The 25,000-nt window shown below is 44.0% G+C and carries 19 protein-coding genes and 2 rRNA genes (2 of these 21 cut by a window edge); 1 reads left to right on the top strand and 20 read right to left on the bottom strand.

Translation table 11 applies throughout. From position 1 onward, the window contains the following. Positions 1–1,323, bottom strand: the 5' portion of a protein-coding gene (gene pruA, locus ON006_RS25105) for an L-glutamate gamma-semialdehyde dehydrogenase (protein ID WP_244825140.1). It extends 309 nt beyond the left edge of the window; only the first 1,323 of its 1,632 coding nucleotides appear in the window; its start codon is at positions 1,321–1,323; the stop codon falls past the left edge of the window. Positions 1,324–1,523: 200 nt separating this feature from the next. On the opposite strand from pruA, the gene thrC reads away from it, so the two are divergent. Beyond that, complete coding sequence (gene thrC, locus ON006_RS25100) at positions 1,524–2,822, top strand: threonine synthase (RefSeq protein ID WP_244825138.1); 1,299 nt, start codon at positions 1,524–1,526, stop codon at positions 2,820–2,822. A 140-nt stretch (positions 2,823–2,962) separates the two neighbouring features. Here the strand turns inward: thrC and ON006_RS25095 are convergent, their stop codons facing one another. The 19 genes from ON006_RS25095 to ON006_RS25005 form a co-directional block, all read right to left on the bottom strand. Next, entirely contained in the window at positions 2,963–4,771 is a 1,809-nt protein-coding gene (locus ON006_RS25095) for a tetratricopeptide repeat protein (protein ID WP_244825136.1), read from the bottom strand. A 437-nt stretch (positions 4,772–5,208) separates the two neighbouring features. Beyond that, entirely contained in the window at positions 5,209–6,882 is a 1,674-nt protein-coding gene (locus ON006_RS25090) for an Ig-like domain-containing domain (protein ID WP_244825134.1), read from the bottom strand. Positions 6,883–6,886: 4 nt separating this feature from the next. Beyond that, entirely contained in the window at positions 6,887–7,789 is a 903-nt protein-coding gene (locus ON006_RS25085; protein WP_244825133.1) for a class I SAM-dependent methyltransferase, read from the bottom strand. Next, positions 7,789–9,651: a tRNA uridine-5-carboxymethylaminomethyl(34) synthesis enzyme MnmG gene (gene mnmG / locus ON006_RS25080; protein ID WP_244825132.1), complete on the bottom strand. Its 1,863-nt coding sequence runs from the start codon at positions 9,649–9,651 to the stop codon at positions 7,789–7,791. The genes ON006_RS25085 and mnmG overlap by 1 nt, the downstream gene beginning before the upstream one ends. A gap of 54 nt (positions 9,652–9,705) precedes the next feature. Continuing rightward, the gene (gene ybeY, locus ON006_RS25075) at positions 9,706–10,119 is read right to left on the bottom strand and encodes an rRNA maturation RNase YbeY (protein ID WP_244825130.1); all 414 of its coding nucleotides are present in this window, start codon (positions 10,117–10,119) and stop codon (positions 9,706–9,708) included. Between the two features lie 197 nt (positions 10,120–10,316). Further along, positions 10,317–13,640: a coiled-coil domain-containing protein gene (locus ON006_RS25070; RefSeq protein WP_244825143.1), complete on the bottom strand. Its 3,324-nt coding sequence runs from the start codon at positions 13,638–13,640 to the stop codon at positions 10,317–10,319. Positions 13,641–13,823: 183 nt separating this feature from the next. After that, on the bottom strand, positions 13,824–14,561 hold the full coding sequence (locus ON006_RS25065) for a porin family protein (protein ID WP_244825128.1): 738 nt from the start codon (positions 14,559–14,561) through the stop codon (positions 13,824–13,826). An 85-nt stretch (positions 14,562–14,646) separates the two neighbouring features. Then, entirely contained in the window at positions 14,647–15,456 is an 810-nt protein-coding gene (trpA, locus tag ON006_RS25060; RefSeq protein WP_244825126.1) for a tryptophan synthase subunit alpha, read from the bottom strand. After that, positions 15,453–15,812, bottom strand: coding sequence for a Dabb family protein (locus tag ON006_RS25055; RefSeq protein ID WP_244825141.1), 360 nt, complete (start codon positions 15,810–15,812; stop codon positions 15,453–15,455). The genes trpA and ON006_RS25055 overlap by 4 nt, the downstream gene beginning before the upstream one ends. An 85-nt stretch (positions 15,813–15,897) precedes the next feature. Next, the gene (locus tag ON006_RS25050) at positions 15,898–16,098 is read right to left on the bottom strand and encodes a hypothetical protein (RefSeq protein ID WP_026632703.1); all 201 of its coding nucleotides are present in this window, start codon (positions 16,096–16,098) and stop codon (positions 15,898–15,900) included. Positions 16,099–16,123: 25 nt separating this feature from the next. Next, a complete protein-coding gene (trpB, locus tag ON006_RS25045) occupies positions 16,124–17,323 on the bottom strand; it encodes a tryptophan synthase subunit beta (protein WP_244825124.1) in 1,200 nt (399 codons plus the stop codon). A 6-nt stretch (positions 17,324–17,329) separates the two neighbouring features. Further along, positions 17,330–17,980: a phosphoribosylanthranilate isomerase gene (locus ON006_RS25040; RefSeq protein ID WP_244825123.1), complete on the bottom strand. Its 651-nt coding sequence runs from the start codon at positions 17,978–17,980 to the stop codon at positions 17,330–17,332. Further along, positions 17,977–18,795 (bottom strand): indole-3-glycerol phosphate synthase TrpC, encoded by an 819-nt coding sequence (gene trpC, locus ON006_RS25035; RefSeq protein ID WP_244825121.1) that lies wholly within the window; start codon positions 18,793–18,795, stop codon positions 17,977–17,979. Before trpC ends, ON006_RS25040 begins: the two co-directional genes overlap by 4 nt. 50 nt (positions 18,796–18,845) lie before the next feature. Then, entirely contained in the window at positions 18,846–19,835 is a 990-nt protein-coding gene (gene trpD, locus ON006_RS25030) for an anthranilate phosphoribosyltransferase (RefSeq protein WP_244825120.1), read from the bottom strand. Positions 19,836–19,907: 72 nt separating this feature from the next. After that, positions 19,908–20,474 (bottom strand): anthranilate synthase component II, encoded by a 567-nt coding sequence (locus ON006_RS25025; protein WP_244825118.1) that lies wholly within the window; start codon positions 20,472–20,474, stop codon positions 19,908–19,910. Positions 20,475–20,496: 22 nt separating this feature from the next. Continuing rightward, positions 20,497–20,886 (bottom strand): tautomerase family protein, encoded by a 390-nt coding sequence (locus ON006_RS25020; RefSeq protein WP_244825112.1) that lies wholly within the window; start codon positions 20,884–20,886, stop codon positions 20,497–20,499. 5 nt (positions 20,887–20,891) lie between these two features. After that, the gene (locus tag ON006_RS25015; protein ID WP_244825111.1) at positions 20,892–22,313 is read right to left on the bottom strand and encodes an anthranilate synthase component I family protein; all 1,422 of its coding nucleotides are present in this window, start codon (positions 22,311–22,313) and stop codon (positions 20,892–20,894) included. Positions 22,314–22,632: 319 nt separating this feature from the next. Then, a 5S ribosomal RNA gene (rrf, locus tag ON006_RS25010) occupies positions 22,633–22,744 on the bottom strand. Positions 22,745–22,905: 161 nt separating this feature from the next. Beyond that, positions 22,906–25,000: ribosomal RNA gene (locus tag ON006_RS25005) — 23S ribosomal RNA — on the bottom strand (it continues 725 nt past the right edge of the window).

The raw sequence follows: 25,000 nt of genomic DNA, 5'->3' as shown, positions 1-25,000 counted from the left end.
AAACTTATCCGCTTCATATATATAGACAGTCAGCACTGGTCCAAAAATTTCATCACAAAGAGTGATATAATCGGGTTTAGAGGCTCTGATCACTGTTGGTTGAACAAAGTACCCTTTACTTTTATCAGACGCTCCACCAGCGATAATTTCAGCATCCGCACTATTTTTAGCTCCTTCTATATAGGTAGTTATTTTATCAAAGGATTTTTCGTCAATAACTGCATTGACAAAATTGGAAAAGTCTTCCACGCCTCCCATCTTGATTTCTGCCAGATCCTTAATCATCAAGCTCTTTACTTCCTCCCACAGATTGGACGGAATGTATGCTCTTGATGCCGCTGAGCATTTTTGTCCCTGGTACTCAAATGCTCCACGTACCAGCCCGGTTGCCAATGCTTTGGGATCAGCAGACTTATGTGCCAAAACGAAATCCTTTCCACCCGTCTCCCCTACGATCCTTGGGAAAGACTTATAAAGAGATATATTGTCTCCAATCGCCTTCCATATAGTCTGAAAAACCTTGGTACTTCCTGTGAAATGAACGCCTGCAAAGTCGCGATGCTTAAAAATCACCTCTCCTGCAACCGGACCATCTACCAGGATCATATTAATGACACCAGCAGGTAATCCGGCCTCTTTAAAAACCTTCATAATGACATTCGCTGAATAAACCTGCGCAAAAGCAGGCTTCCATAACACCACATTACCCATCAATGCAGGAGCAGCTGGCAAATTCCCGGCAATAGCTGTAAAATTGAATGGTGTGATTGCAAATACAAATCCTTCTAACGGCCGGTACTCCATACGATTCCAGACGCCGTCAGAGGAAATTGGCTGCTGCTGGTATATATCCCGCATGAAATTCACATTGAGACGAAGGAAGTCAATAATCTCGCAGGCAGAATCGATCTCTGCCTGATAGGCATTTTTGGACTGCCCGAGCATCGTTGCAGCATTGATCTCAGCACGGTAAGGCCCGGCAATGAGGTCAGCTGCTTTCAGGAAAATCGCTGCGCGCTGTTCCCAGTTTAGAGACGCCCAGCTACTTCTTGCTTCCAAGGCGGCAGTAATAGCCTTTTTTACATCTTCCTGATCACCTTCATGAAAATAACCCAGGATATGCTGGTGATCGTGAGGCGGCGAGACTGACTTTTTGTTCTGTGAATATATTTCTTCTCCACCTATATACTGTGGAATATCGATCACTTTTGACCTTGCCTCAGCAATTGCTTTTTTTAACAGAACCTTCTCGGGACTTCCCGGCCCGTAGTTCTTAACCGGCTCATTTTTCGATGCCGGTACATTGAAAATACCTATTGACATGTTTATAGTTTGTTTTGTTATCTGAATAGCTATTAAATAGTAACAAAAAAATTTCGCTACCAGTCCAAAAATTTGACATCAGCGCTTATTCAATTCTCTTCGTCTTCTTCTAAACCCAATTAAAGGTCTTTAAAATAACTTACTAGCTGGTATTTTCCTTAAATTTGCGCTCCCAATTTTAGGCCTATATTTCTATTAAAATGATATTTTACAGTACCAAAACTGCAAGTTTAAAAGCCTCTCTGGAAGAAGCTATCTTTAATAGTTTGCCTCCGGATAACGGCCTGTATATGCCTGAACACATTCCTGCAATTTCCGAAGAATTCTTGGCAGACATTGAAAACAGGACATTCAAAGAAATTGCAATTGAAATAACGCATACATTATTCGAAGGCGAAATTACAAGAAGTGAGATTGAAACCATCATTGATAACGCCTATGATTTCGAAGCTCCCGTTGTCAAGATTACTCCTGACGACTATGTATTAGAGCTTTTTCATGGCCCATCGATGGCTTTTAAGGATTTTGGAGCAAGATTCATGGCTGCTATCATGTCTTACTTTTTGCTTCGCTCAAAAAAAGAAATAAAGATATTGGTAGCTACCTCAGGAGATACGGGTGGCGCAGTTGCCCAAGGCTTTTATAAAATACCTGGTATATCGGTCACTATCCTTTACCCGAGTGGCAAGGTTAGCGATATTCAGGAGAAGCAACTTACTACATTGGGATACAATGTTACCGCGCTTGAAGTTTCCGGAACTTTCGACGATTGCCAGCGTCTCGTTAAAGAAGCATTTCTTGATCCCGAGCTAAATGAAAAATTCAATCTGGCCTCTGCCAATTCCATTAATATTGCGAGACTTATACCGCAGTCATTTTATTTTTTCGCTGCCTATGCCCAACTCAAAAAACTAGGTAAGCCCATTGTGTTCTCCGTACCAAGCGGAAACTTTGGAAATTTAAGTGCTGGATTGCTCGCCTACCGTATGGGACTTCCAGTTGAACACTTCGTGGCTGCGACCAACCTGAACAATGCAGTACCCCGGTACTTGGAAACCGGCAGCTACGATCCGGCTCCTTCCATTGAAACAATTTCCAATGCAATGGATGTAGGCAGTCCAAGTAACTTCGTTCGTCTGAAAAGATTTTTCAATGATGACTGGAAACTGGTGACTGAAAAAATTTCCGGTTTTTATTTTAATGATGAACAAACTCAAAAAGCAATGCGGGAAGTTTACGGCAACGCAAATTATGTGATGTGCCCTCACACTGCTGTCGCCTACCGAGGACTGCAAGAGTATCGTAAAAAAAATCAGAACAATTTCACCGGCGTCTTCCTCTCCACCGCCCATCCTGCCAAATTTATCGACCTGGTTGAAGAAACATTGGGAAAAAGCATTGAAATACCTGAAAGACTGAAATCTTTGCTCTCCATTGAAAAAAAGTCGGTGAAAATGAATGCAGACTTTACGGAGTTTAAAACACTACTAATGAGTTAATTAAATCAATATTATTTCGATCTGTAACGCCGGAGAATTGCTTATTCATTCGGAACCGTATCTAAGGTCGCGAATAACTAAATGTAAAAGGGGTCAAAAGCTGTGTGCTTCTGACCCCCTCTTTGCTTTTATTGAATTTTCTAGTTGATCACATCGCCTCTCAAAATTCTGAAGCGTTTCCGCGACTCGGCTACAAAAATACTTCCCGGATATTTTTCCATCAATTCCTGATACAGCTTCATCGCCTGATCCTTGTCATTCAATTTTTCCTGGTACAGTTTGGCCATCGCATACAGGGCATCATCTCCGTAAATGTCATGACCATATTTGGAGTACAACAATTTGAGATCCTCCATCGCCTGCTGGTTACTATCCAGCTTGATGTACGTCTTCGCAGTAAGCCAGATAATCTCGTCCGAAAGACTGTGGTTTTGATACTTCTGATACAAATGTTTAAGAGAATCAATAGCTTCAAACTTTTTGTTTTGAAAAAGCAAAAGCTCCACTGCCGAATATTCTTTCATCGCAGACTCGTTACTATCCAGCCCTGTGTTATCCATGATGAGTAAGGAAAGCTCGTTGGCATCGTTTGCGATTTCCCTCGAAGTCGCTTTTTTCAAAATATCGAGTACCGCTTTTGCCAGTACAAATTCTCCTTTGAAATAATGAAGCTTTGCATTGCGCAGCTTGGCTTCATACCCTAGCAGATCATCCTTCTGAGATTTTTCAACCTGTGAATATACCAATGTCGCTTCCCAAGGTTCGCCTTGCAAGAGGTAAATGTCACCCAGATCGAGCTTGCATTTATCTACAAAATTCTTCTCCTGCTTACCCGCTTCGATAGCAGTCTGAAGTATTTCAATCGCCTTTTTGAAATCATCTATATAGAATGCATTGAGAATCGCCATGTTCCTCAATGCCTCTATGGTCCTTACATTAATGCCCAGTTCATCGACAAGCTGCTGGTACTGCCCCAACAACTTTTGTACCTCGCTCCTTTTGACAGGATATGTATTTTTAACCTGTTCCTCTCTCGCAAAAATCGCCATTCGGCGGGCGACCGGATACAGTTGGCCTTTGGGATATTCCTTTACCAAGTGATCGAATATCGTGCCGGCATTATTGTAGTCCAGGTTTTGTAAGGCCAGCATTCCGAGATTGTATAGTCGCGATCCATTGTGCTTGAAACGCTTGTCCAGGGATCTTTCCTGAATAAATGCTTTGTAAAAATCCTTCCGCTGGATCTGGTACCAGATCAGCAACTCATTATAAAACCCTTCATTGGGAAACTTCTGGATCTTGTCGTAGAGAACCTTCTCTAATAAAGTTTGCTCCTTTTCGTCCTTAGTGAAGTCTTGGAGCATGTTCTGTACCACTTCGGTGTTCTGATACCGCATACCATAAGAAAGCAGCTCGTCGATCATTTTTTCGGGGTCATTCAAGTCCCGGTACACACTGGCCAGTTCCAGCTGAAACAGGTCACTGCGTTTTGAAGATGCTCTTGCTTCCAGGAGAATATTCTTAGCCCATTCAGACTGATTGATAGACCGGAATTCATCTGCCAAATCTCGTTTCAGCTCGATTCTTGCGCCCGATGCGGCCACGGCCTGCTCGTTCTTTTTGGAAGCCTCCTGGGTCTTTCCCTGCGCCTCTAACAGCACTCCCCAGTAAAGGAAGTACCAGCTGGCGTTGGCGGCATCATTCTTGATCTGCTTTTTATAAAACTGCTCCGCATCTCCCCAGGCTTTGGTCTTGACGATACAGCTCGTGTAGTTTTTCAGGGCAATTTTTTCAAATGATGATTTTAGCAGCGCATTATAATAGGTAAGCGCTTTCGGGCAGTCTCCGTTTTTGAAATACTCCTCGGCCATCTCCTTCTCGCTCTGGCCCGCCGCCGCCGCCCCGGAAAGAATAAACCATATTATAACCCAACTCGAAACCTTTTTCATAATAGAAAAAAAAATTTTGTCTTTAGTTATTATCATTCTCTAGGGCTGTGGATATGGGGATAATTACTTTATCCACTGTAGATTAACATACTTATCAACATAATGTGTATAACTATTGAGAGTTATACACTGTAGTTTTTTTAAATATCAACATTTAAGTGGCTGAAATACAAGTTATGAATTTATCTGTTCACATTCGAATGTTGGTAAACCCCTTCAGTTCACTATTTTTGTTATCCACACTTTCTAAAGTGGATCAACGTACTGTTAACTCTGGTTTAGATGTTAGTTGTCCACTTTAGAATCCAAACCGCTTTTTTATCCACACAAAACCGGGTTTATCCACAGTGTTGTTAACATTTTAGTGGTGCTTATGAACAAAATTTCCGGGTTATACACATAGTTATCCACACAAAGTGTATAAGAAATTGACGATTTTATTTAGGAATGGTGATATTGACATCGTTCAACTCGAAATTTGCCTTCAGAAGTATCTTATCCGGCATGTAATAGATCGGTTCCGGCTGCAAATCCTTATCCAATTCCCCAGTATCCCACCGTTTGTTTCGGTTTTTGTCGACGATGATCCGCAGAAAATATTTTCCTTGAGGAATATGTCTGAATGTATAGGGTGAGCTATATAGCGACTCAAAGATTTTGTATTGCTCGTCTACCAGTTCCACAATGAAGCGCATGGACGTATCCGCGTTTATCACAGCTCCCTTGATCTGGCCATAATCTTCCTCTTTTAAAATGGGATGTCTTAGCAGCATTTTAGCCAATGTATCACCTTCCACACTGATGATAGATCCCTTAGGCAAGTCCCATTTGACGGTGTCTTTCGCGAAGGATTTGGCCGAAATTGACAAGATATTATGATTTGTATTCCACTCGTATTTGAATGCATTCAGCGGCTCATGCGTCAAACTATCCGTGATCAATGTGATCTTTTGATCATCTATAAACTGTACGGGTTTGTTTAGAATCAGTTTGTAGGTAAATGTATTGGTGACCGGCTTATTGGACTCTGGCATGGTAGATATTGTAAAGGGATCCTTCTGTCTCTCTTTTCCTCTTGGTGCCTGAAATGCGATTTTTTGATCAAAATCCGTCACGGTTCCGAGTGAATCTGTTACTGAAAGCTTTACTAAAGTGGAGTCGGGATGTGGCTGTACATTGAAAAATTTGAGCGCTCCACCGTTTTCCAAGAGGTAGGGCAGCGTGTCTTTATTCATAAATGTGACATTCACTTTTTCGATAGGTTTGCTGAAAACGACCGAGTAATTGTTCACTCTTGGAATGGTACGCTGAATTTTTAGCAATGTATTATCCGACAGAAACATGGTCAGATTATAGGATGCAGAATCGGATCCGGCCTTGATTGGCTTGCTGATGAAACCCATTCTTTCATCCTTCGCATTGTAAAGCATGTTCCTGTTTTTGTCGTCAATAGCAATGAGTTTGTACTCCCTGCTCTGAATATTTTCAATGGAAAACACGCCGCTAGTGTCGGTTCTTGAGAAATAGTATGGCTTCTGTTTTGCGATATTCAATGTGTCCGTGACATTGTACAGGCCTACCAATGCATCGAAAATTGGCTTGTTGGTTTTAATGTCTTTGAGGCTTCCGTATATCCGCGCAGAGTCCAATGTATTAGACGTACTGAAAACAAGTTTTAGATTTTTGGCAGGATTTTTCTCAGCGAAATCCTTGATAGCGTCGCCAAAATTCAACGTGAAAGTGGTACTGTCTTTGAATTCATTTTTGAATGTAAGCAGCACCGACATTCCATTTTGTTTGTAGGAATATGGGTTGTCCGCTTCCGGCGTAATAATCAGTTTCTGGTTAATGTTGTCTACCACTACATACTCGTCAAAGAACAATTCGATCTTTCGCCCTTTGAAGTTTAGCGTCTTGTTGAGAGGATTACTTTCGACAAGATTGGGAGGAATGGAGTCTTTTTTTCCTCCTGTCGGCACTACTTCCTGGGCGCAGCGACCGAATATTAACAAGCAAATAATAGCCAAGGCAAGAGTCTTGATCATAGCACGGGTAATGTAAAAAGCCCCCAATACATCGGGGCGTATTGAGGGCTGATTTGATGTTTTCAAAGTTTTATTTTTTGTTAATGACGTAAATAAGACTGGACGTATTCAATGTTTCGCTGTTGTCGGATTTGCCTTTCCAGTTAGATATCAGACCAGTGCGGAAACTATCGATCAGGTTGATTTTTTTAGCCTTGTATTTGGTGCTCAGCATACCAACATAGAACGAATCGAACCACATCGGTAATATCTTTTGAATATGCATATGATGCTTTTCGAGAAGCTGTTTCATACTTCCTTTGGTGAAATGATACAGGTGGCGGGGAACGTCGTACGCCGCCCAAAACCGGCCATATTTCAATGCATCGAAAGACTGTGGATTTGGTACCGCGATGATAATAGTACCGCTTTCATTTAGATGTTCGGTGAGCCATTCGAGGGTTTCATTGAGCTGATGTACGTGTTCAAGTACGTGCCAAAGCGTAATCACATCGAATTTCAGACCCTGCAATGCGTCAGTTTGAATGTCCTGAAAGATGCTTGCCCCTACCCTTTTTGAAGCAACTTCGCGCGCTCCGGAGTCTGGTTCGGTACCAAATACTTTCCATCCATTCTCTTTGATTGCACCTAAAAAGTTACCGGTACCGCATCCAATATCGAGCAGCGTTCCCTTTTTGGAAGACTGTTCGTTGATCATTTTAACCTTCTGTCCAATGGTGTAATCGCGCACAGAAGTATATATTTTGCTCATCACATCTTTGGCCTCATCGTGATGTGAAATATAATCCTGAGATTGATAATACGCTCCTATTTCTGGTTCCGGTGGCCTCGGGTTAGTGAATAGAAAGTAACAGGAATTGCATTGTTGTATGGTAAACTCCCGGTGTGAAACCGTATAATCTTCCACATTCAGGTAATTACTGAAACTGGATTTGTTACAAACCGGGCAATTTTCAAGCGTTTCTAATGACATTATCGTCCTATAAAGAGCATTAATACTGAGATGTCGGAAGGGCTTACACCGCTGATACGGGAAGCTTGTCCGATGGTGGAAGGGCGTGTTCGTTTCAATTTTTCACGGCCTTCGTATGATAATGATGTGACCACATCGTAGTTGAAATTTTCAATGATGCCCAGGTTTTCGAGCTTGTTCATCTTCTCAACGAGCAGCATTTCTTTCTCAATGTAGCTGTCGTATTTGAGATTAATCTCGGCCTGCATAATAGAATCCGGGCTGAAATTTTCAAGCAAGGAGGCTACTGTTTCACTTGCGCCTGACAATTGCGCAATGGATATCTGAGGTCGTTTCAGCAACTGTGCGAGCGGAAGTTTTTCGCGGACTAATGCAGTTCCGATACTTTCCAGCAGCGGGTTGATTTCCTCCGGAGTAATTTTCGTCGCAGCGAACGTAGTAATGATATCGTTAACCTCCTGCTTTTTTTTCAATACTGTTAGCAGACGTTCTTCATTGGCCAAACCAATCTCGTGGCCTTTTTGTGTAAGCCTTATATCTGCATTATCCTGCCGAAGAAGCGTCCGGTATTCGGCGCGGGAAGTGAACATACGGTAAGGTTCTTCCGTGCCTTTATTGATCAGGTCGTCGATCAGTACTCCAATATATGCCTCTGATCTTTTGAGTACGAAGGGAGATAACTCGTTCACATTTCTGTGCGCATTGATACCAGCCATCAAACCCTGACAGGCGGCTTCCTCATATCCGGTAGTACCATTGATCTGACCTGCAAAAAACAGGTTCTTAATCAAGTGTGTTTCCAGGGTAGATTTAAGCTGCGTCGGTGGGAAATAGTCGTATTCAATCGCGTAGCCGGGACGAAACATTTTTGCGTTTTCGAAGCCTGGGATTTTCCTCAAAGCTGCGTACTGTACATCCTCGGGAAGCGAGGTAGAGAATCCATTGACGTAAACCTCAACGGTATCCCACCCTTCCGGTTCTACGAAGATCTGGTGACGGTCCTTATCTGCAAAGCGATTGATTTTGTCTTCAACAGAAGGACAGTACCGGGGCCCAATTCCTTTGATCCTGCCTGAGAACATTGGGGATTTTTCAAAACCGGTGCGGAGTATTTCGTGTACTTCGGAATTGGTGTAAGTAATCCAGCAGCTCCTTTGTTTGGCCAGCGGCTTGGTATCTGTGTAGGAAAACTTTGCCGGCTTTTCGTCACCTGGCTGCTCCTCCATTTTGGAATAGTCGAGTGAACGTCCGTCTACTCGAGGGGGTGTTCCGGTTTTCATCCGGCCTGCTTCGAAGCCAAGTGTTACCAATTGTTCGGTAATGCCCGTGGCGGATTTTTCACCGGTGCGTCCTCCTCCGAAATTCTTCTCGCCGATATGGATGAGTCCATTCAGGAATGTGCCGTTTGTAAGCACGACCGATTTTGATCTGATCTCAATGCCGAGACTAGTCTTCACGCCGCAGGCTTTACCGTTTTCTATGATGATCTCTTTCGCGGTGTCTTGCCAGAAATCTACGTTCGGATTGTTCTCTAAAATGTTCCTCCATTCCTGTGCAAATAACACGCGGTCGCTTTGGCAACGCGGGCTCCACATCGCGGGACCTTTGGATAGATTAAGCATCCGGAACTGGATCATTGTCTTATCGCTCACTATTCCTGACTGCCCACCGAGCGCGTCGATCTCGCGAACGATTTGTCCTTTGGCTACACCGCCCATTGCCGGGTTGCACGACATCTGCGCGATGGTATGCATGTTCATTGTAATCAGCAGTACGGAGGAGCCCATCGTCGCTGCAGCCGCGGCTGCTTCACATCCCGCGTGGCCCGCTCCTACCACAATTACATCGTATTCTTGAAACATAATTTGTTTACTTATTAAACCACTTTAATTAAAGTGTTCCACGTGGAAATTTAACTAGAATTGGATAAGGTACTCGTCCTCTTTGGCCCTCATCGCTTTTTTCAGACTTTCATCCGAATCTTCATAACCCATCAGGTGAAGCAATCCGTGTATCAGTACCCGCCGCATTTCGGTCTCAAAATCGGCGTGAAACGTCTCGGCATTCTCCCTCACCCTATCCACACTAATGTAGATGTCACCTTCCAATATATTGTCTTCCTCACTATTGTCAAACGTAATGATGTCTGTGAAATAGTCGTGATCCAGGTACTGTTTATTGATTTCTAAAAGGTATTCGTCCGAACAAAAGATATAATTCAGATCAGATATTTCGTAACCCTCTGATTCTGAGGTTTTTTTGATCCATTTTTTGGTTTTAAGCGGACGAGGTAGGTCGAAATCGACGTCTTCTGAGAAGAAATTAAGCATGCTTGTCGGAACTGCCGGAGGACTATCATTTTAGCCAATAATAACCCTCTCTACATTTAAATGTTTGATGGTAAATAATTTACAAACATACTAAGTATCTTGTTAAGATAACATTCAGCAGCAAACAGCTAGTAACAACTCTTTCATAAAAAGTGTTAAAGCCATTTGCTGAATATGCCAACAAAATGAACGGGTGATCAGTTCTTAGCCTGGTATTTGCGGAAGTAAGTGTCCACCTCTCTTTTGTAAAACGGAGAGAATGTAGGTGGGATAGTTCGCAGTAATTCGGTCTGCTTTTCTTTTTCCCGGATGTATTTTTCAAATGCTGCAGGCGGTTGGCGCGGCAGCTGTTTTGCGCTCTGGGCTTTGCGCTGCTCGTCCTCATCCTGCTCTTTCATCGCCTTTTCAGATTCAAGAAGCCTGGTCGTAATTTCCTGGTTGCGCTTGATCAGCTCAGGTGTAACCCTCTTGTTCACGAGGTCCGTCTCTGTTTCATCCATTTTTTCGGAAATCTCCTGAAGCTCCTTGGCCATTTGTTTGCCAACCTCAGTTCCTTTTTGAGATTCCATGAGATCCTGGATCATTTTGCGAATCGCTGCTTGTTGCGCAGCCATACGGGCCAGTTGTTCCGAATTATTCCCCTGTCCCTCTTTACTACCCTGCCCGAGCTTTTTGATCTGCCCGTTTAGTTTTTCCTGCATTTCGCCCATGCCAGGCTGCTCACCCTTCTGCTTACCCTTCTTACCTTTTCCACTACCGGGCATAGCCATCGCCATTTGCTGCTGCATCTGGTTGAACACATCACTAAGCATCAGAGCCAGATTGTTCATAGAAGTCATCGCGAATTGCTGTTTGGAAGTAGCGACATTGATCTGCCTGTCCTTAATGCTTTTTACACTTTCGTCCATGTACGACTTCATGTCATTCAGCTCACGGGTAATGAACGACTGGATCTGTACCACGCGACCGGCCAGGGCGTAAAGGCTGTCCTCTACAATTTTGGCGTCATCTTTTAATTTCAACTGTTGCTGGCCGAGTTTGATGAAACGGGGATCCTGAAGACTTACTCCTCTGAAATCCTTCATCAATGTTTCCTGGTCAAATGATAATGTGATCAGGTTTTCGAGAATGTCCCTGAGCGCGTCCAGATTTTCCTGCATTTGCTCCATCTCCGCAGCCTCCATTTGTTCTGACATCGACTGCGACATTTTTTTCATCGATTTAGCCGCTTTTTTCTGCGACTCGGAGGCTTTGGAATTCTGTTGCTTGTCAAGCTCTTGCTTGCTCTGCTCCATTTGCTCAGAAGCGTTTTTTTGCTCTTCTTTTTGTGAATCGATAGGCTGCTCAAGCTCCTCGCCCATCTCTTCGATATCCTTCATATTCTCCTGCGCTTTTTTAAATTCGCCCTGGATATCCTCCTGATCTTTTTTTAGACCGTCATTTTTTTCTTTCTTATCGTTGGAATTGCTGGTCTTTTCGTTTTCCTGGCTTTTGTCTGCTAAATTCTCTTCTTTCTCAGCAAGCTCGTCGAGCTTCTCCACCAGGTTTTCCATTTTTTGCTCCATCTGCATTTGCTTGAAGAGCTTCATGGTGCGTTCCAGTTCTTTTTCAAGGTTGTTCTCTTTGTTACGCAGTTTCTCCATCAGGCTGGACATGCGTTCGCTCTGTTTTTGTTCCAAAAGCTTTTTCAATTCCTTATAAAGCTTCTCGGTGTCATTGTCCATCAGCTCATTCATCAGCTTTTGCAACTGATCGAGTTTGCTCTGTAACTCCGGACTTTGCTGATTAAACTGTTTCGACTTTTCGTTGGCATTCTGATTCTTTTCCTGCAAAGCCTGCAATTCTTTCATCAGCTCCTCCCGTTTCCGTAGTACCTCCTCTATTTGTTTCTGTTCTTTGAAATCGAGGTCTTTGTTGCTTTTTAAACGGTTGTCCAGATTGTCCAGATCCTTTTGCAGGCTTTGTGCCTTTTTCATGGCGGACTGCATTTGGTTCTCCGTTTCCTGCTCCGATTTTTTTATTTCCGCTTCCAACTGGTCCTTGGACGGTACCGTGAATTGAATGGACCGCGAGCGGGCGCTTTTTGCGCCATTCACGCCATCATTGTCCCATACCTGGGCATAGTATTCAATTTTATCCCCCGGGGCCAGTTTGAGGCTATCTACATACCATTGGAAGAAAAAGCTCTGCGTATTAACGGTTTTGTTAAAGGGAATCGGAATGCCTTTTGGCTGGGAAGGCTTATCATCTTTGGCTCTTTTGACAGAATAAAACATTTTCAGCTGAGAGAAACCATAGTCGTCGCTAATCGAGCCGCCCAGGACCAGGTAGTTATAAAGTGTCGTGTCCTGGAAATTTTCGAGGTTAAGCACTGGAAATTTGTCAGGTATCACATTGATGTAATAACCGATTTTATCAGCATTGGTAGTTTCGTCATTTTTCAGAGAAACCTGATATTGTGAAGACTTACGAACTGCGCGGCGAATCTGGAAATGTTCCCCATTGCTTTCCTTGGCTTTGTAAAGCGCAGAATCATTCTCAAAACGGATGGATAGTGATTTTGTGGACGAAGTATTAAAATCCCATTCAACGGTAGTACCCTCTGGGACCGACAGATTTCCCACATTACTGAGTCCTTCTGACGGTTTATTGAGATAGGACGGGTAATGCAGATTTACGTCGAATGACAGCAATGAAGGTCTTTCATTAACTGTAATCCTGTATTCGTCAGACGCATAGCCAGCTGCATCGAATGAGAATGCAACATTGCGCTGTAAATTCTTGAATGTATAGGAGAAGTTTCGCGATCCTTCGTGTGTTAGCTTAAACCGTGAACCATTCTGTACCAAGTAGACTGCTGTGGGCAATGCTTCGCCTTTCAGCGACAGTTTTAATGTAAAGTCTTCATTCCGGAATGCTTTCAAACTCTTATTTTCCAATACAAAAGAGAATGGCGCGTATGTATAGTTTTTCTGAAAATGAATGATGCGGTCGGAGCTGGATGAGAAAAATGATGGATTGAAAAGCAGTATGGCTGCAATGGCTGCGAGCGGATAAATGGCATATTTAATGCGTTTTCGGTTTTCATTGAAACGGATCGCGTCGGAGAACCGGACAATCAGCAATTGTCCTGATTTCTGCCGGATACTGGCTTCTATCAAATCGGATTGGGTACCTGATAAATTTCTGAGCTGTAATGTATTGACGAGCTTATCTCCTATTTCCGGAAAATAAGACCCGATCTGCAAGGCGGCGTCCTCGTCAGAAAGTGGTTTTTTGAGCCCGTACAGATGAATGACAGGCTGTATAACCCATTGGAAAAATGTGAACACCAAAACCGCCAGGAAGCCAAAGAAGAGCATTCCTCTCACTACTGAACTGAAACGGCCGAAATATTCAATGGTATTGAAAAACAAAAAGACTGTCAGCAACAGAGCCACAGAAAAGATAATGCCTTTGAGCAACTGGTTCTGATAATATTTTTGACGGTACTCCTGTATGCGCAGCAACAGGCCTTCCATTGCCGGAGTGAAAGGGGTCATAGGTGTCCTCGTTATAACTGTGCGATTATAACGTATGCGGGAATTAAAAATTACCAATTGCTCACATACGCTTAAAACGAAGAAATATAATGAAAAATAGTGAAATTATACTCGCTATGTCGCTAAATGCTTTTGTCAGAATCAACATTTTACTACTCAGATTTAGAGGGAAAGCAATACACCGGCCGAAGCATAGTTGATCCAGTTGAAATTGTATATCTCGTCTGTGTCAGCTCCACCTTCTACAACGCGGTAGCCTAACTTGATTCCTAACTTCGGATTGACCTGATAAGCAACGCCAGCGAAGATGTCCTCTGCCCTACCCGCCTTAGCCGCCAATGCATCGCCTTCCAGTATCACATTCCATCGATAGGAAGGCTTGTAAGAAGCGTAAAAATTGATCAGCGGAACAAACCCGACGTTATCGAAATGAGTATCATTCGATTCATTTTTAAACCTCACATCAGCGTCTCTAATCTTGCCCGTAATCCCTGCACCGAGCGTCCACCTTGCGTTGGATATGAAGTCGTAACGGTAGGTTAGCCGGTAGGAATTGAATTTGTAGAAGACGGTGGTATGTTGGCTCGTCGTAAATAAAATGCCGTTGAAATTTACATCTTCACGGAACGATCCGTTATATCGAACTGTAAGCGGGGCATATAAGGCAGAAATGTTATGCCGCTTGCCGAAAGTATAGCCTCCTCGGATCCGGTAAAAGGCTTTTGGGTTGATTTCCAGTTGTTTAGCGAGGTTCACTAATGTTCCTCCCTTATTCGGAATGCGGACTTTGTTATAATTCGTGCCGAATACTAAGCCACCTTCGATATCAAGACGTAGCTGGGCCAAGACCGGCCTGGTGCTGGTGAAAAGCAGTATCAGTAATAAAGCTCGGGATAGCATAAGCATCATATTTATAAAGAAAAACAAACAACCCGGGAAGGAGTTGTTTGTATAAAATTGATGCCAGAGGGAAATTCTTTTTCTATTAAGCTTCGATAGTTTCAGGGTAATTTTTAACCTCTCTTACAAAGGACTTGATATCTTGTTCCAAATTAATAGTTTCCTGCAAAACCCTGATAAAAGCACTTCCGATAATGGCGCCAGCCGCATGACCGGATGCCTTTTTGAAGGTTGCATGGTCCTTGATCCCAAAGCCGATCAATCGCTCATTTTTCAAGTTCATTGCATCCAAACGTTCGAAATAGGATTCCATGTCCGTGCTAACGCCACTTTTAGAGCCTGTGACGCTCGCAGAGGAGACGGTATATATAAAACCCTCACTTACCTCGTCAATCTGGCGTATACGCGCTTCTGATGTTTGTGGTGTGACCAGGAAAATGTTCAGTAATCCGTAAGTATCGAATATGGATTTGTATTCATTGAGATAAACATCCATGGGCATATCCGGCAGAATCAATCCGTCCACACCTGTTTCAGCACATTTGCGGCAAAAGTTCTCGATTCCATATTGCAAAACAGGATTAATGTAGCCCATAAGCAATACCGGAACAGAAATGGTTTCCCGCATATCTTTCAGCTGTTCAAAAAGTATCTTCACAGACATCCCGTTTTCCAGTGCCTGATCATTACTTTTCTGAATAGTTTCACCGTCAGCAACAGGATCAGAATACGGCATACCGATCTCAACGAGGTCTGCGCCGCCATCTTGCAAGGCACGAAGAACGCGCATGGTGTCGCTCAGTTCCGGAAAACCTGCTGTGAAATACACATTAAGCAGTCCGGTACTTTCACCATGGGCCTTATAATTATCAAAAAGACTTACAATCCGGTTCATTCCTTTGTCCAGTAATCAATCACCAATACTTTGTCCAGATGTGGTTCCAGAACTTTTACAAATGCTTTGTGGTCGGGATGAGGCAGGTATATCTCGCGTGCAGCTTCGCTATCGAAAGTAACAAGGAATGCGTGAGTGAAGCCTTGCGCCAATCCCTCAGGGCTATTATTGGTACCCCATTCAAATCCTTTCACTTCTTTAATTTTGGTAGGAACCTTCCTGAAGGCGTCCTCAACTTCTTTAACCTGTGCCGGAGTTGCTGAATCTTTAAATTTAAAGAGGACTACGTGACGTAACATTTTTTTTGAGGTTGTGTTTTGAGCTGAAACAGATGCCATTGATCCAAAAAGGAGCATGCCGGCAAACAAAAGAAGCTTTAAATTCATGTGATTTGGATTACGGATTATAAATGGAAAGCTATAAAAAAGAAGTAGCCAGAAGCTAAGCAGAGCAATTAAGACATTCACCTTCGTCACTGAACTTCAACCGGTCGAATTCGCCCAGTTTTTCTTTTAGTTCAAGAATTTCATCTTCCAGGTCGCATCTCTCGAAAAGAGACAGCTCCCCTGAGTTTACCTTTCCTTCCAGTTCCTGAATTTTCAGGCGCAGGTCGAAAACCTCTGGTAATGTTAGTGTAGCCATGTGATGTTAATGGTCAGTTGGAAAATTAATCGATGTATTTCATATAGGTAGCCATATCCTTGTCACCACGGCCGGAAAGGTTCAGTACCACTGTTTCATCAGCGGAAGCACCTAGCCTGCCCAGTATCGCCAATGCATGGGATGATTCCAATGCGGGGATAATGCCTTCGTGGCGGGTCAATTCAAATGCAGCCTGAACAGCTTCGTCATCAGTAGCGGACATAAAAATACCGCGACCGCTGTCGTACAGATATGCATGCTGAGGGCCTATTCCGGGGTAGTCGAGACCGGCAGAAATTGAAAAAGGCTCTACCACCTGTCCATCTTCGGTTTGCATGAGTATTGTTCTGCTTCCGTGCAGTACACCTGGTTTACCCAAAGCAGTAGTCGCAGCAGAATGGCCGGATGTTAACCCCAGCCCGGCAGCTTCCACAGCCACCAGTTTCACATTTTCTTCGTCCAGAAAATGATAGAATGCACCGGCAGCATTACTTCCGCCACCAACACAGGCTACAACATAATCGGGCGTTTCTTTACCGGTTTGCTCTTTCAGCTGCCATCTAATCTCCTCAGAAATAATGGCCTGGAAACGAGCAACCATGTCAGGATAGGGATGTGGCCCTACCACTGACCCAATAATATAATGGGTATCGACCGGATTATTGATCCAATGACGCATAGCCTCATTGGTAGCGTCTTTGAGGGTTCTGGACCCGCAAGTCGCAGGTATTACCGTTGCTCCCAGCATCTTCATGCGGGCAACATTAGGGGCCTGGCGCTCAATGTCAAGCTCGCCCATATACACAACACATTCAAGGTCCATGAGTGCACACACGGTGGCCGTGGCCACACCGTGCTGCCCCGCGCCGGTTTCAGCGACTATGCGCTTCTTTCCCAGCCTTTGGGCCATTAGTATCTGTCCAATGGTGTTATTGACCTTGTGGGCGCCTGTATGGCACAAGTCTTCTCTTTTGAGAAAGATATTGGTTTTATATTTTTCCGAAAGCCGGTTTGCCCTGTAGAGCGGCGTAGGCCGGCCGACGTAGTTTTTTAAAAGACCGTTGTACTCTTTTTGAAAAGAAGGATCTGCAATGACCTGAAGATAGTTTTCGCGCAGCTCCTCGACATTAGGATAAAGCATCTCGGGAATAAATGCGCCGCCAAAACTTCCGTAATATCCACGGTTATCAACCTGGTAGGAATTCTTTTCTACTATTGCTTCCATAATAAATTAAGCTTCCGCCTCTTCTTTCTCTTTTACACGAATAAGACTAAACAATTCTTCCAGTTTGGCGATATCCTTAATACCCGGCTCGGTTTCGAACCTGCTATTGACATCAATACCATAAATAGGGAGTGTTTTGGACAATGCGATGATCTCTTCGACATTTTCAAGACCGATGCCTCCGCTGAGGAGAAATGGCTTCTCATTGTCGTACTTCTTCAATAATTTCCAATCAAATGCGACGCCGTTACCTCCTGGATTGTCTCCTTTTGTATCAAATAGGAACAGATCGCAAAAAGACTTGTAGTTATTAAGCATTGCAAAATTGAACTGTTCGTCGATGGAGAAAGCCTTGATCACACTAACGCCTTTCTGGCGGATACTCCGGCAAATGTCCGGCATTTCGTTTCCATGGAGCTGGACATATTGCAGGTCATATTTTTTGACCATATTCAGAATGTGCCCGGGATTAGCATTCACAAAAACCCCTACTTTTTTGATGTTCTGAGGAATGCTTTTGATAAATTCCTCACTTAGTTCTTCTCCGGCAAAACGGGGTGATTTTTCGTAGAAAATAAACCCGATAAAATTAGGCTGCAGTGCAACCACTTTCTCAATGTTGTCTTGCTGGCGCAGTCCGCAAACTTTTATTTTCATAGAACCAGAGGATTTAAATTGCTGTGTTGAGTTAAGTCTTGTTGCAAATCAGCAAGTGCGGCTCCGGGATTTGCAGTTTTCATAAATGTTTCACCAATCAAAAAGCCTTTATAGCCGTGTTGATACAGTTTTACAATGGTATCAGCATCTTTCAGGCCGCTTTCTGATATCTTAACAAAAGAAGCCGGGATCAGTTCGCTCAGGCTTACAGAAGTTTCAATGGATGTTTCAAAGGTTTTGAGATTGCGGTTATTAACCCCCACGATATCAATGTGGTCGCCAATGCTTTGTTCGAGCTCTTCGGCATTATGCACTTCCAGTAGCACTTCCAGCCCGAGCTGATGCGCTTTTTGGCTCAATGCAGCAATTTCGGAGGGTTTCAAACACGCCGCGATCAGCAATATAATGTCAGCCCCGATTGATTTTGCCTCGTAAAGCTGATATTCATCGACAATAAAATCTTTGCGCAGCATTGGTATCCCTGGATTGGCTTGACGGGCTTTAAGAAAATCATCAAAAGATCCGCCGAAAAAGTCGGTATCTGTCAACACAGACAAACCTACGGCACCGGCATTGACATAATCCGAAGTCACATTCTCTGGAAGCACCTGATCATTAATAATGCCTTTGGAAGGAGACTTTCTCTTGAATTCTGAAATGATCTGAGGAGATGAAGCAGATCTTAGGGCCGTAGCTAACGAAATAGTTTTGCGCGAGAACAAGCTCTCATTTTCCAGGGCGGAAACCGATTTGTGTTTTTTGGACTCGCTTATTTCTATTTGTTTTCGGGCAATAATTTTTTCTAAAATATTCATCTACAATTCCGATATCTTCAAAATATAAATTCGATGGGTGTTAATCCGGCCTATTCTTCAATTAGTGTTTTAAAGCTTCTTAGTGCCTTCCCGCTTTCCAGAGATTCCCTGGATGCAGCTACTGAATCTTCGAGTGAAGAGCCGGGATTGGCACAGTATAAAGCTAATGCCGCATTGGCTATAACAGCCTGTTTCTGTGCAGCGGTAGCGGTGTTGTTCAATACATTCATGAAAATTTTAGCAGAATCCTCAACAGTTTTACCCCCCGAAAGCTCATCAGCGCGCAAAGTTTGTAACCCTAGATGAGCGGGAGTGAGGATTTGCTCAGAGTGAGCGGTTATGATCTTAAAAGCTCCTGTCAATGACACTTCGTCGTATCCGTCTAATGCGTGAAGAACCAAAAATTGTTTATCCGTTTGTTGGTAAAGATAAGCAAAAAGACGCGCTAATTCAAGACTAAAAACCCCTACAAGCTGTTTTTTGGGAGAGACCGGATTGACCATCGGGCCGAGCATATTGAAAAAGGTTTTGATGCCTAATTCGCGTCGAACAGGGGCAACATTCTTCATAGCGGGATGAAACAAAGGCGCGTGCAAAAAACATACACCAGCATCATTGATCTTTCGTTCCAGGTATCCTTTGTCATTTGTAAACTTGGCACCTAAATATTCCAGGACGGTGGATGATCCGCATAGTGATGACACGCCATGGTTTCCATGTTTGGCCACATTCTGCCCCGCGCCAGCCACTACAAAACATGATAATGTTGAAATATTAAAAGTATCCTTACCGTCCCCACCTGTTCCGCAAACATCAATAGGATCATAATCCGACAAATCAACGGCCAGGCAAAGTTCAAGCATTGCGTCCCGGAAACCTTCCAACTCTTCCACAGTAATGCTACGCATGGCATAAATGGTCAGAAAAGCGGCAATTTCGGAATTGGAATACTTACCGGTACTGATACCAATGAGAACGTCTTTCGATTGCTCCTTACTTAAAGCCTTATATTCAAAAAGATGGCTAAGAATATGTTTCATGATTACTGCAATAACTTAATTAACAAACAAAACGGACTTCTGAATTCATTAAGGCGTGAGAATTACCTCTTTTTAGATCCAAAGCCAGTTTTGCAACATTTCTTTTCCGTGCTCTGTCAGGACTGATTCCGGGTGAAATTGCAGGCCTTTTACGTCATATTTTTTGTGAGAGAGACCCATAACCCTGCCTTTTTCGTCCAAAGCAGTTATAGTAAGATCTTCTGTAAATGTCTCCGGAATGACAGTCCATGAATGGTAACGTCCCACCTTTATTTCGCGTGGCAAACCCTTAAAAATACGCTCTGATGGGTCGGTAACCAATGCAATATCGCTGATACCATGCAACACATCGGTCATATTCTCCAATGTGGCGCCATATACTTCGCCTATGCCCTGATGGCCAAGGCAAATTCCTAAAATGCTTTTACTCGGACCATATTCCCGGATTACATCGTGCATTATTCCTGCTTCGGATGGGATACCCGGGCCGGGAGAGAGGAGGATTTTGTCATATTTCCTAACCTCTTCGAGCGCAATTTTGTCATTTCTGACGATCTCCACCTGGTCATGCAATTCACGGAGAATGTACACCAGGTTATATGTGAAAGAGTCGTAATTATCTAGAACAAGAATTTTCATTTTAACTATAATTTCAGGGTTATTATACAGCTATTTTATAATCAAGAACCAGGTCGTCTCCCGATTTGCCACGGATTCCCCAGTTGTACAAAGGAGTTTCGGTCAATGTGATCTCGATATCATTGGGAGAAATAGCTAGTACTTGTTCAAAACGGGTAAAAATAAGTTGGTACAATGCCTTCTTTGCGTCAATAGAACGTCCTTGGAAAAGAGAGATTTCAATAATCGTATATTGGATGCTTCGTCCCTCAGGGTAATAAAAATCACCTTCTTCCAGATAAAAAAACCGGTGAGCCCGTTTGTTTTCAGGGTATTGAAAAGCATCGACTATGCAGCTATGCAGTAAATCCGAAAATTCCCGCCTGATAGACCGCAGTGAGGATCTATGACCATATATTTTGATCTGTGCCATACCGTTTAAATGTCTCCTGCGACATGAATAGCCTGGCGCAAGGCAGCCAGTTTACTGTTTATTTCCTGTAACTCACTCTCTACATTAGATTTAGCAACCACACCCATACCTGCCCGGTAAAACAATGTATTGTCCTTGCTGAGGAATGTACGTATCGCTATGGCATGATTGAAATCGCCGTTGAAATCCATAAAACCAATCGCTCCTCCGTAAATGCTCCGGTTACTGGTTTCCATCTGATCGATGAGTTTCATTGCATTGTGCTTAGGTGCTCCCGAAAGCGTGCCGGCCGGGAAAGTATCGGCTACCAATTGGAGCGGATTCACACCCTCGTTCATTTTGCCGACTACCTTCGAAACCAAATGGATCACGTGTGAGTAGTATTGAACCTCTTTGTAATTGGTCACTTTAACGGCATCACAACTTCTACTCAGGTCATTTCGGGCCAGATCTACCAGCATCACGTGCTCAGCGGTCTCTTTTGGGTCATTCAAAAGGTTCTGTGCAGCTTCTGCATCAGCCTGATCATCTCCTGTTCTTCTGAAAGTACCGGCGATCGGATGAATTTCAGCCTGTCCGTTTTTAATGAATATTTGTTTCTCAGGAGACGAGCCGAAGATCTTGTAACTGCCATAATCGAAGTAAAATAGGTATGGCGAGGGGTTTATCGAACGTAATGCGCGGTAAACATTGAATTCGTCGCCTTGAAATTCGCGGCTGAACCTTCTGGAGGGTACGATCTGGAAAACATCGCCACGAAGACAATGATCAATTCCTTTCCGAATAACTTTCCGCATCTCGTCATCGGTCACATTGGAAGTCTCATCCGAAGCAATCTGAAAGCCATATTTGGGAAAATTCCTGTTCTTGATTAGTATTTCAATTTGTTCAAAACCACTATCCTCTTTTGTCTCCCCATATTGATGTTCAAATATGTAAAGTTCATTTTTGAAGTGGTTGATGGCAATTACATAGCGGTAAACCTGGTAGAAAATCTGATCAATTTCTGTTTCAGGATTGGCAGGTTGAATGTCGATATCTTCGAAGTAGCTAACGGCATCGTATGTCATGTGACCAAAAAGGCCATTTGTGATAAACGGAAAGGTGCTTTTTTCAGATACGAAACTTTGCGCAAAGGAATAGAGAGTCTGAACAGCATCCTTTGGATTGGATAAGGTGAAGTTGACTTCTTCACCGTCGGGAAACTTTTGGGTAACAGCTCCGTTGTTTAGCTTGAAAGATGCAACGGGGTCACAACAGATGTAGGTAAATGAGTTTTCGTTACCGTGATAATCAGAGCTTTCTAATAAAATGGTATTTACGAAGCGATCTCTTAACTTCAAATAGATGGATACTGGCGTCAGTGTATCCGCCAGAAGTTTTTTATGGCGGGTGGTTATTGGGAAGGTTTTGTTCAATGTGGTCATGGTAAACTTTTTATAATGTGTACAAAAAAACGGCTCGCTGTTGGATGAACAGCGAGCCGTTTGGTAAGTATATTTTCATTTATACAACACAATAGGCTACTCGTCCATCTTTTTAAGACGTGCGCGCCACCACCAGATTGTATTGAATGTGTATTTCATGATTGGATAATATGCCGTACTTGCATTTCAGGTGACAAATATAGAAAAAGAAAATTTGAATCTATTTATTCCGGGAAATATTATCGCAGAACTTTTTCCAAGGTGTACTGCCAGGCACAAAAAAAGACCATCCTTGTGAGATGGTCTTAGTATAATGGTATTGTGGCGGCTACCTACTTTACCAGGTTTGATCCAAGTATCATCGGCGGTTCTGGGCTTAACTTCTCTGTTCGGGATGGGAAGAGGTGAACACCAGGCCAATAGCCACCAACAAGGTCTTTGTTGGTTATTAGCAACAATATCTTTGAGTTAGAGTTTAAAGTCTATGAGTTTAAAGTTTATGAGTATTCTTTACTCATTGACTCATGAACTAATAAACTTATAGGCTCATTTCATGTCATATTGGAAGTAGAAGAGAAAAATAAGAAGTGTAATGTGCAAGCTGTTGGGTAATTAGTACTGCTCAGCTGAATGTATTTCTACACGTACACCTGCAGCCTATCAACGTCGTAGTCTACAACGACCCTTATGTGGAAGATTCATCTTCGGGCTAGTTTCGCACTTAGATGCTTTCAGCGCTTATCTATTCCCCACATAGCTACCCGGCCATGCCACTGGCGTGACAACCGGTTCACCAGCGGTGGGTCCACCTCGGTCCTCTCGTACTAAAGGCAGCCCCCGTCAATCTTCCTACGCCCACCACAGATAGGGACCGAACTGTCTCACGACGTTCTGAACCCAGCTCGCGTGCCACTTTAATCGGCGAACAGCCGAACCCTTGGGACCTTCTCCAGCCCCAGGATGTGACGAGCCGACATCGAGGTGCCAAACCTCCCCGTCGATGTGAGCTCTTGGGGGAGATCAGCCTGTTATCCCCGGCGTACCTTTTATCCTTTGAGCGATGGCCCTTCCATACAGAACCACCGGATCACTATACCCTGGTTTCCCACCTGCTCGACCCGTCGGTCTCACAGTCAAGCCTGCTTGTACTATTGCACTCCACACACGGTTACCAAGCGTGTTGAGCAGACCTTTGGAAGCCTCCGTTACACTTTTGGAGGCGACCACCCCAGTCAAACTACCCACCATGCACGGTCCTTCTTTTAAAGAAGTTAGATCCCAGGCCAGCGAAGGGTGGTATTTCAACGTTGGCTCCTGAACGCCTGGCGACGCCCACTCACAGCCTCCCACCTATCCTACACATCCCTGACCCGAAAACAATGCAAAGCTATAGTAAAGGTGCACGGGGTCTTTCCGTCCCGTGGCGGGTAAGCGGCATCTTCACCGCTACTACAATTTCACCGAGCTCACGGCCGAGACAGTGCCCAGATCGTTACACCATTCGTGCAGGTCGGAACTTACCCGACAAGGAATTTCGCTACCTTAGGACCGTTATAGTTACGGCCGCCGTTTACTGGGGCTTCGATTCAATGCTTCTCTTGCGATGACATCCCCTCTTAACCTTCCAGCACCGGGCAGGTGTCAGGCCCTATACGTCAACTTTCGTTTTGGCAGAGCCCTGTGTTTTTGCTAAACAGTCGCCTGGGCCATTTCTCTGCGGCCTCTCATCGCTGAGGAGGCTCCCCTTCTCCCGAAGTTACAGGGTTAATTTGCCGAGTTCCTTAGCCGTGATTCACTCGAGCACCTTAGAATATTCTTCTCGACTACCTGTGTCGGTTTACGGTACGGGTTGCGTACAGCTGATGTTTCAAAAGCTTTTCTTGGAAGCGTTTTCGTGTATTCGCATCGCCCGTAGGCTCCGCTCAACGCACTATTCCGTCAGTACGTATACACCACAATACTCCGTCACTTTTTCACACTGCATGCAAGGGCAGGAATATTAACCTGCTGTCCATCGGTAGTCGCCTGTCGGCTATACCTTAGGCCCCGCCTAACCCTCCGTTGATTAGCATAGCGGAGGAATCCTTAGTCTTTCGGTGTGCGGATTTCTCATCCGCATTATCGTTACTTATGCCTACATTTGCTTTTCTCACCAGTCCAGCCCAGCTTACGCCAAACCTTCACCCCTGTGAGAATGCTCCCCTACCGATCGTATAAATACTATCGCATAGCTTCGGTAATATGCTTGATGCCCGTTTATTATCGATGCCCGCCCCGCTCGACCAGTGAGCTGTTACGCACTCTTTAAATGTATAGCTGCTTCCAAGCTAACATCCTGGCTGTCTCTGCAGTCGGACCCCCTTAGTTCAACTTAGCATATATTTTGGGACCTTAGCTGATGCTCTGGGTTGTTCCCCTCTCGGACTGGGACCTTAGCACCCCAGCCCTCACTGCCGTGTATATCATGCCCCATTCGGAGTTTGTCAGAATTTGGTAGGATTTGACTCCCCCTAGTCCTATCAGTAGCTCTACCTGAACATGACTCGACCACGACGCTGTTCCTAAAAACATTTCGGGGAGTACGAGCTATTTCTCAGTTTGATTGGCCTTTCACCCCTACCCTCAGTTCATCCGAAAACTTTTCAACGTTTACCGGTTCGGTCCTCCACGATGTGTTACCAGCGCTT

The organism is Dyadobacter pollutisoli (genome assembly GCF_026625565.1).
Classification (GTDB): Bacteria; Bacteroidota; Bacteroidia; order Cytophagales; family Spirosomataceae; genus Dyadobacter; species Dyadobacter pollutisoli.
The sequence above is the reverse complement of the archived record's forward strand: the minus strand, read 5'-3'. Positions and strand labels throughout refer to the sequence as shown.

Coding starts and splice junctions, on each gene's coding strand:
- ON006_RS25050 (WP_026632703.1), bottom strand. CDS start 16,098: ATGGCTACACTAACATTACCAGAGGTTTTCGACCTGCGCCTGAAAATT.
- trpB (WP_244825124.1), bottom strand. CDS start 17,323: ATGGAAGCAATAGTAGAAAAGAATTCCTACCAGGTTGATAACCGTGGA.
- ON006_RS25055 (WP_244825141.1), bottom strand. CDS start 15,812: ATGCTCCTTTTTGGATCAATGGCATCTGTTTCAGCTCAAAACACAACC.
- thrC (WP_244825138.1), top strand. CDS start 1,524: ATGATATTTTACAGTACCAAAACTGCAAGTTTAAAAGCCTCTCTGGAA.
- ON006_RS25015 (WP_244825111.1), bottom strand. CDS start 22,313: ATGACCACATTGAACAAAACCTTCCCAATAACCACCCGCCATAAAAAA.
- ON006_RS25070 (WP_244825143.1), bottom strand. CDS start 13,640: ATGGAAGGCCTGTTGCTGCGCATACAGGAGTACCGTCAAAAATATTAT.
- ON006_RS25025 (WP_244825118.1), bottom strand. CDS start 20,474: ATGAAAATTCTTGTTCTAGATAATTACGACTCTTTCACATATAACCTG.
- ON006_RS25065 (WP_244825128.1), bottom strand. CDS start 14,561: ATGCTATCCCGAGCTTTATTACTGATACTGCTTTTCACCAGCACCAGG.
- ON006_RS25095 (WP_244825136.1), bottom strand. CDS start 4,771: ATGAAAAAGGTTTCGAGTTGGGTTATAATATGGTTTATTCTTTCCGGG.
- ON006_RS25020 (WP_244825112.1), bottom strand. CDS start 20,886: ATGGCACAGATCAAAATATATGGTCATAGATCCTCACTGCGGTCTATC.
- trpC (WP_244825121.1), bottom strand. CDS start 18,795: ATGAATATTTTAGAAAAAATTATTGCCCGAAAACAAATAGAAATAAGC.
- ON006_RS25040 (WP_244825123.1), bottom strand. CDS start 17,980: ATGAAAATAAAAGTTTGCGGACTGCGCCAGCAAGACAACATTGAGAAA.
- mnmG (WP_244825132.1), bottom strand. CDS start 9,651: ATGTTTCAAGAATACGATGTAATTGTGGTAGGAGCGGGCCACGCGGGA.
- ybeY (WP_244825130.1), bottom strand. CDS start 10,119: ATGCTTAATTTCTTCTCAGAAGACGTCGATTTCGACCTACCTCGTCCG.
- trpD (WP_244825120.1), bottom strand. CDS start 19,835: ATGAAACATATTCTTAGCCATCTTTTTGAATATAAGGCTTTAAGTAAG.
- ON006_RS25085 (WP_244825133.1), bottom strand. CDS start 7,789: ATGTCATTAGAAACGCTTGAAAATTGCCCGGTTTGTAACAAATCCAGT.
- trpA (WP_244825126.1), bottom strand. CDS start 15,456: ATGAACCGGATTGTAAGTCTTTTTGATAATTATAAGGCCCATGGTGAA.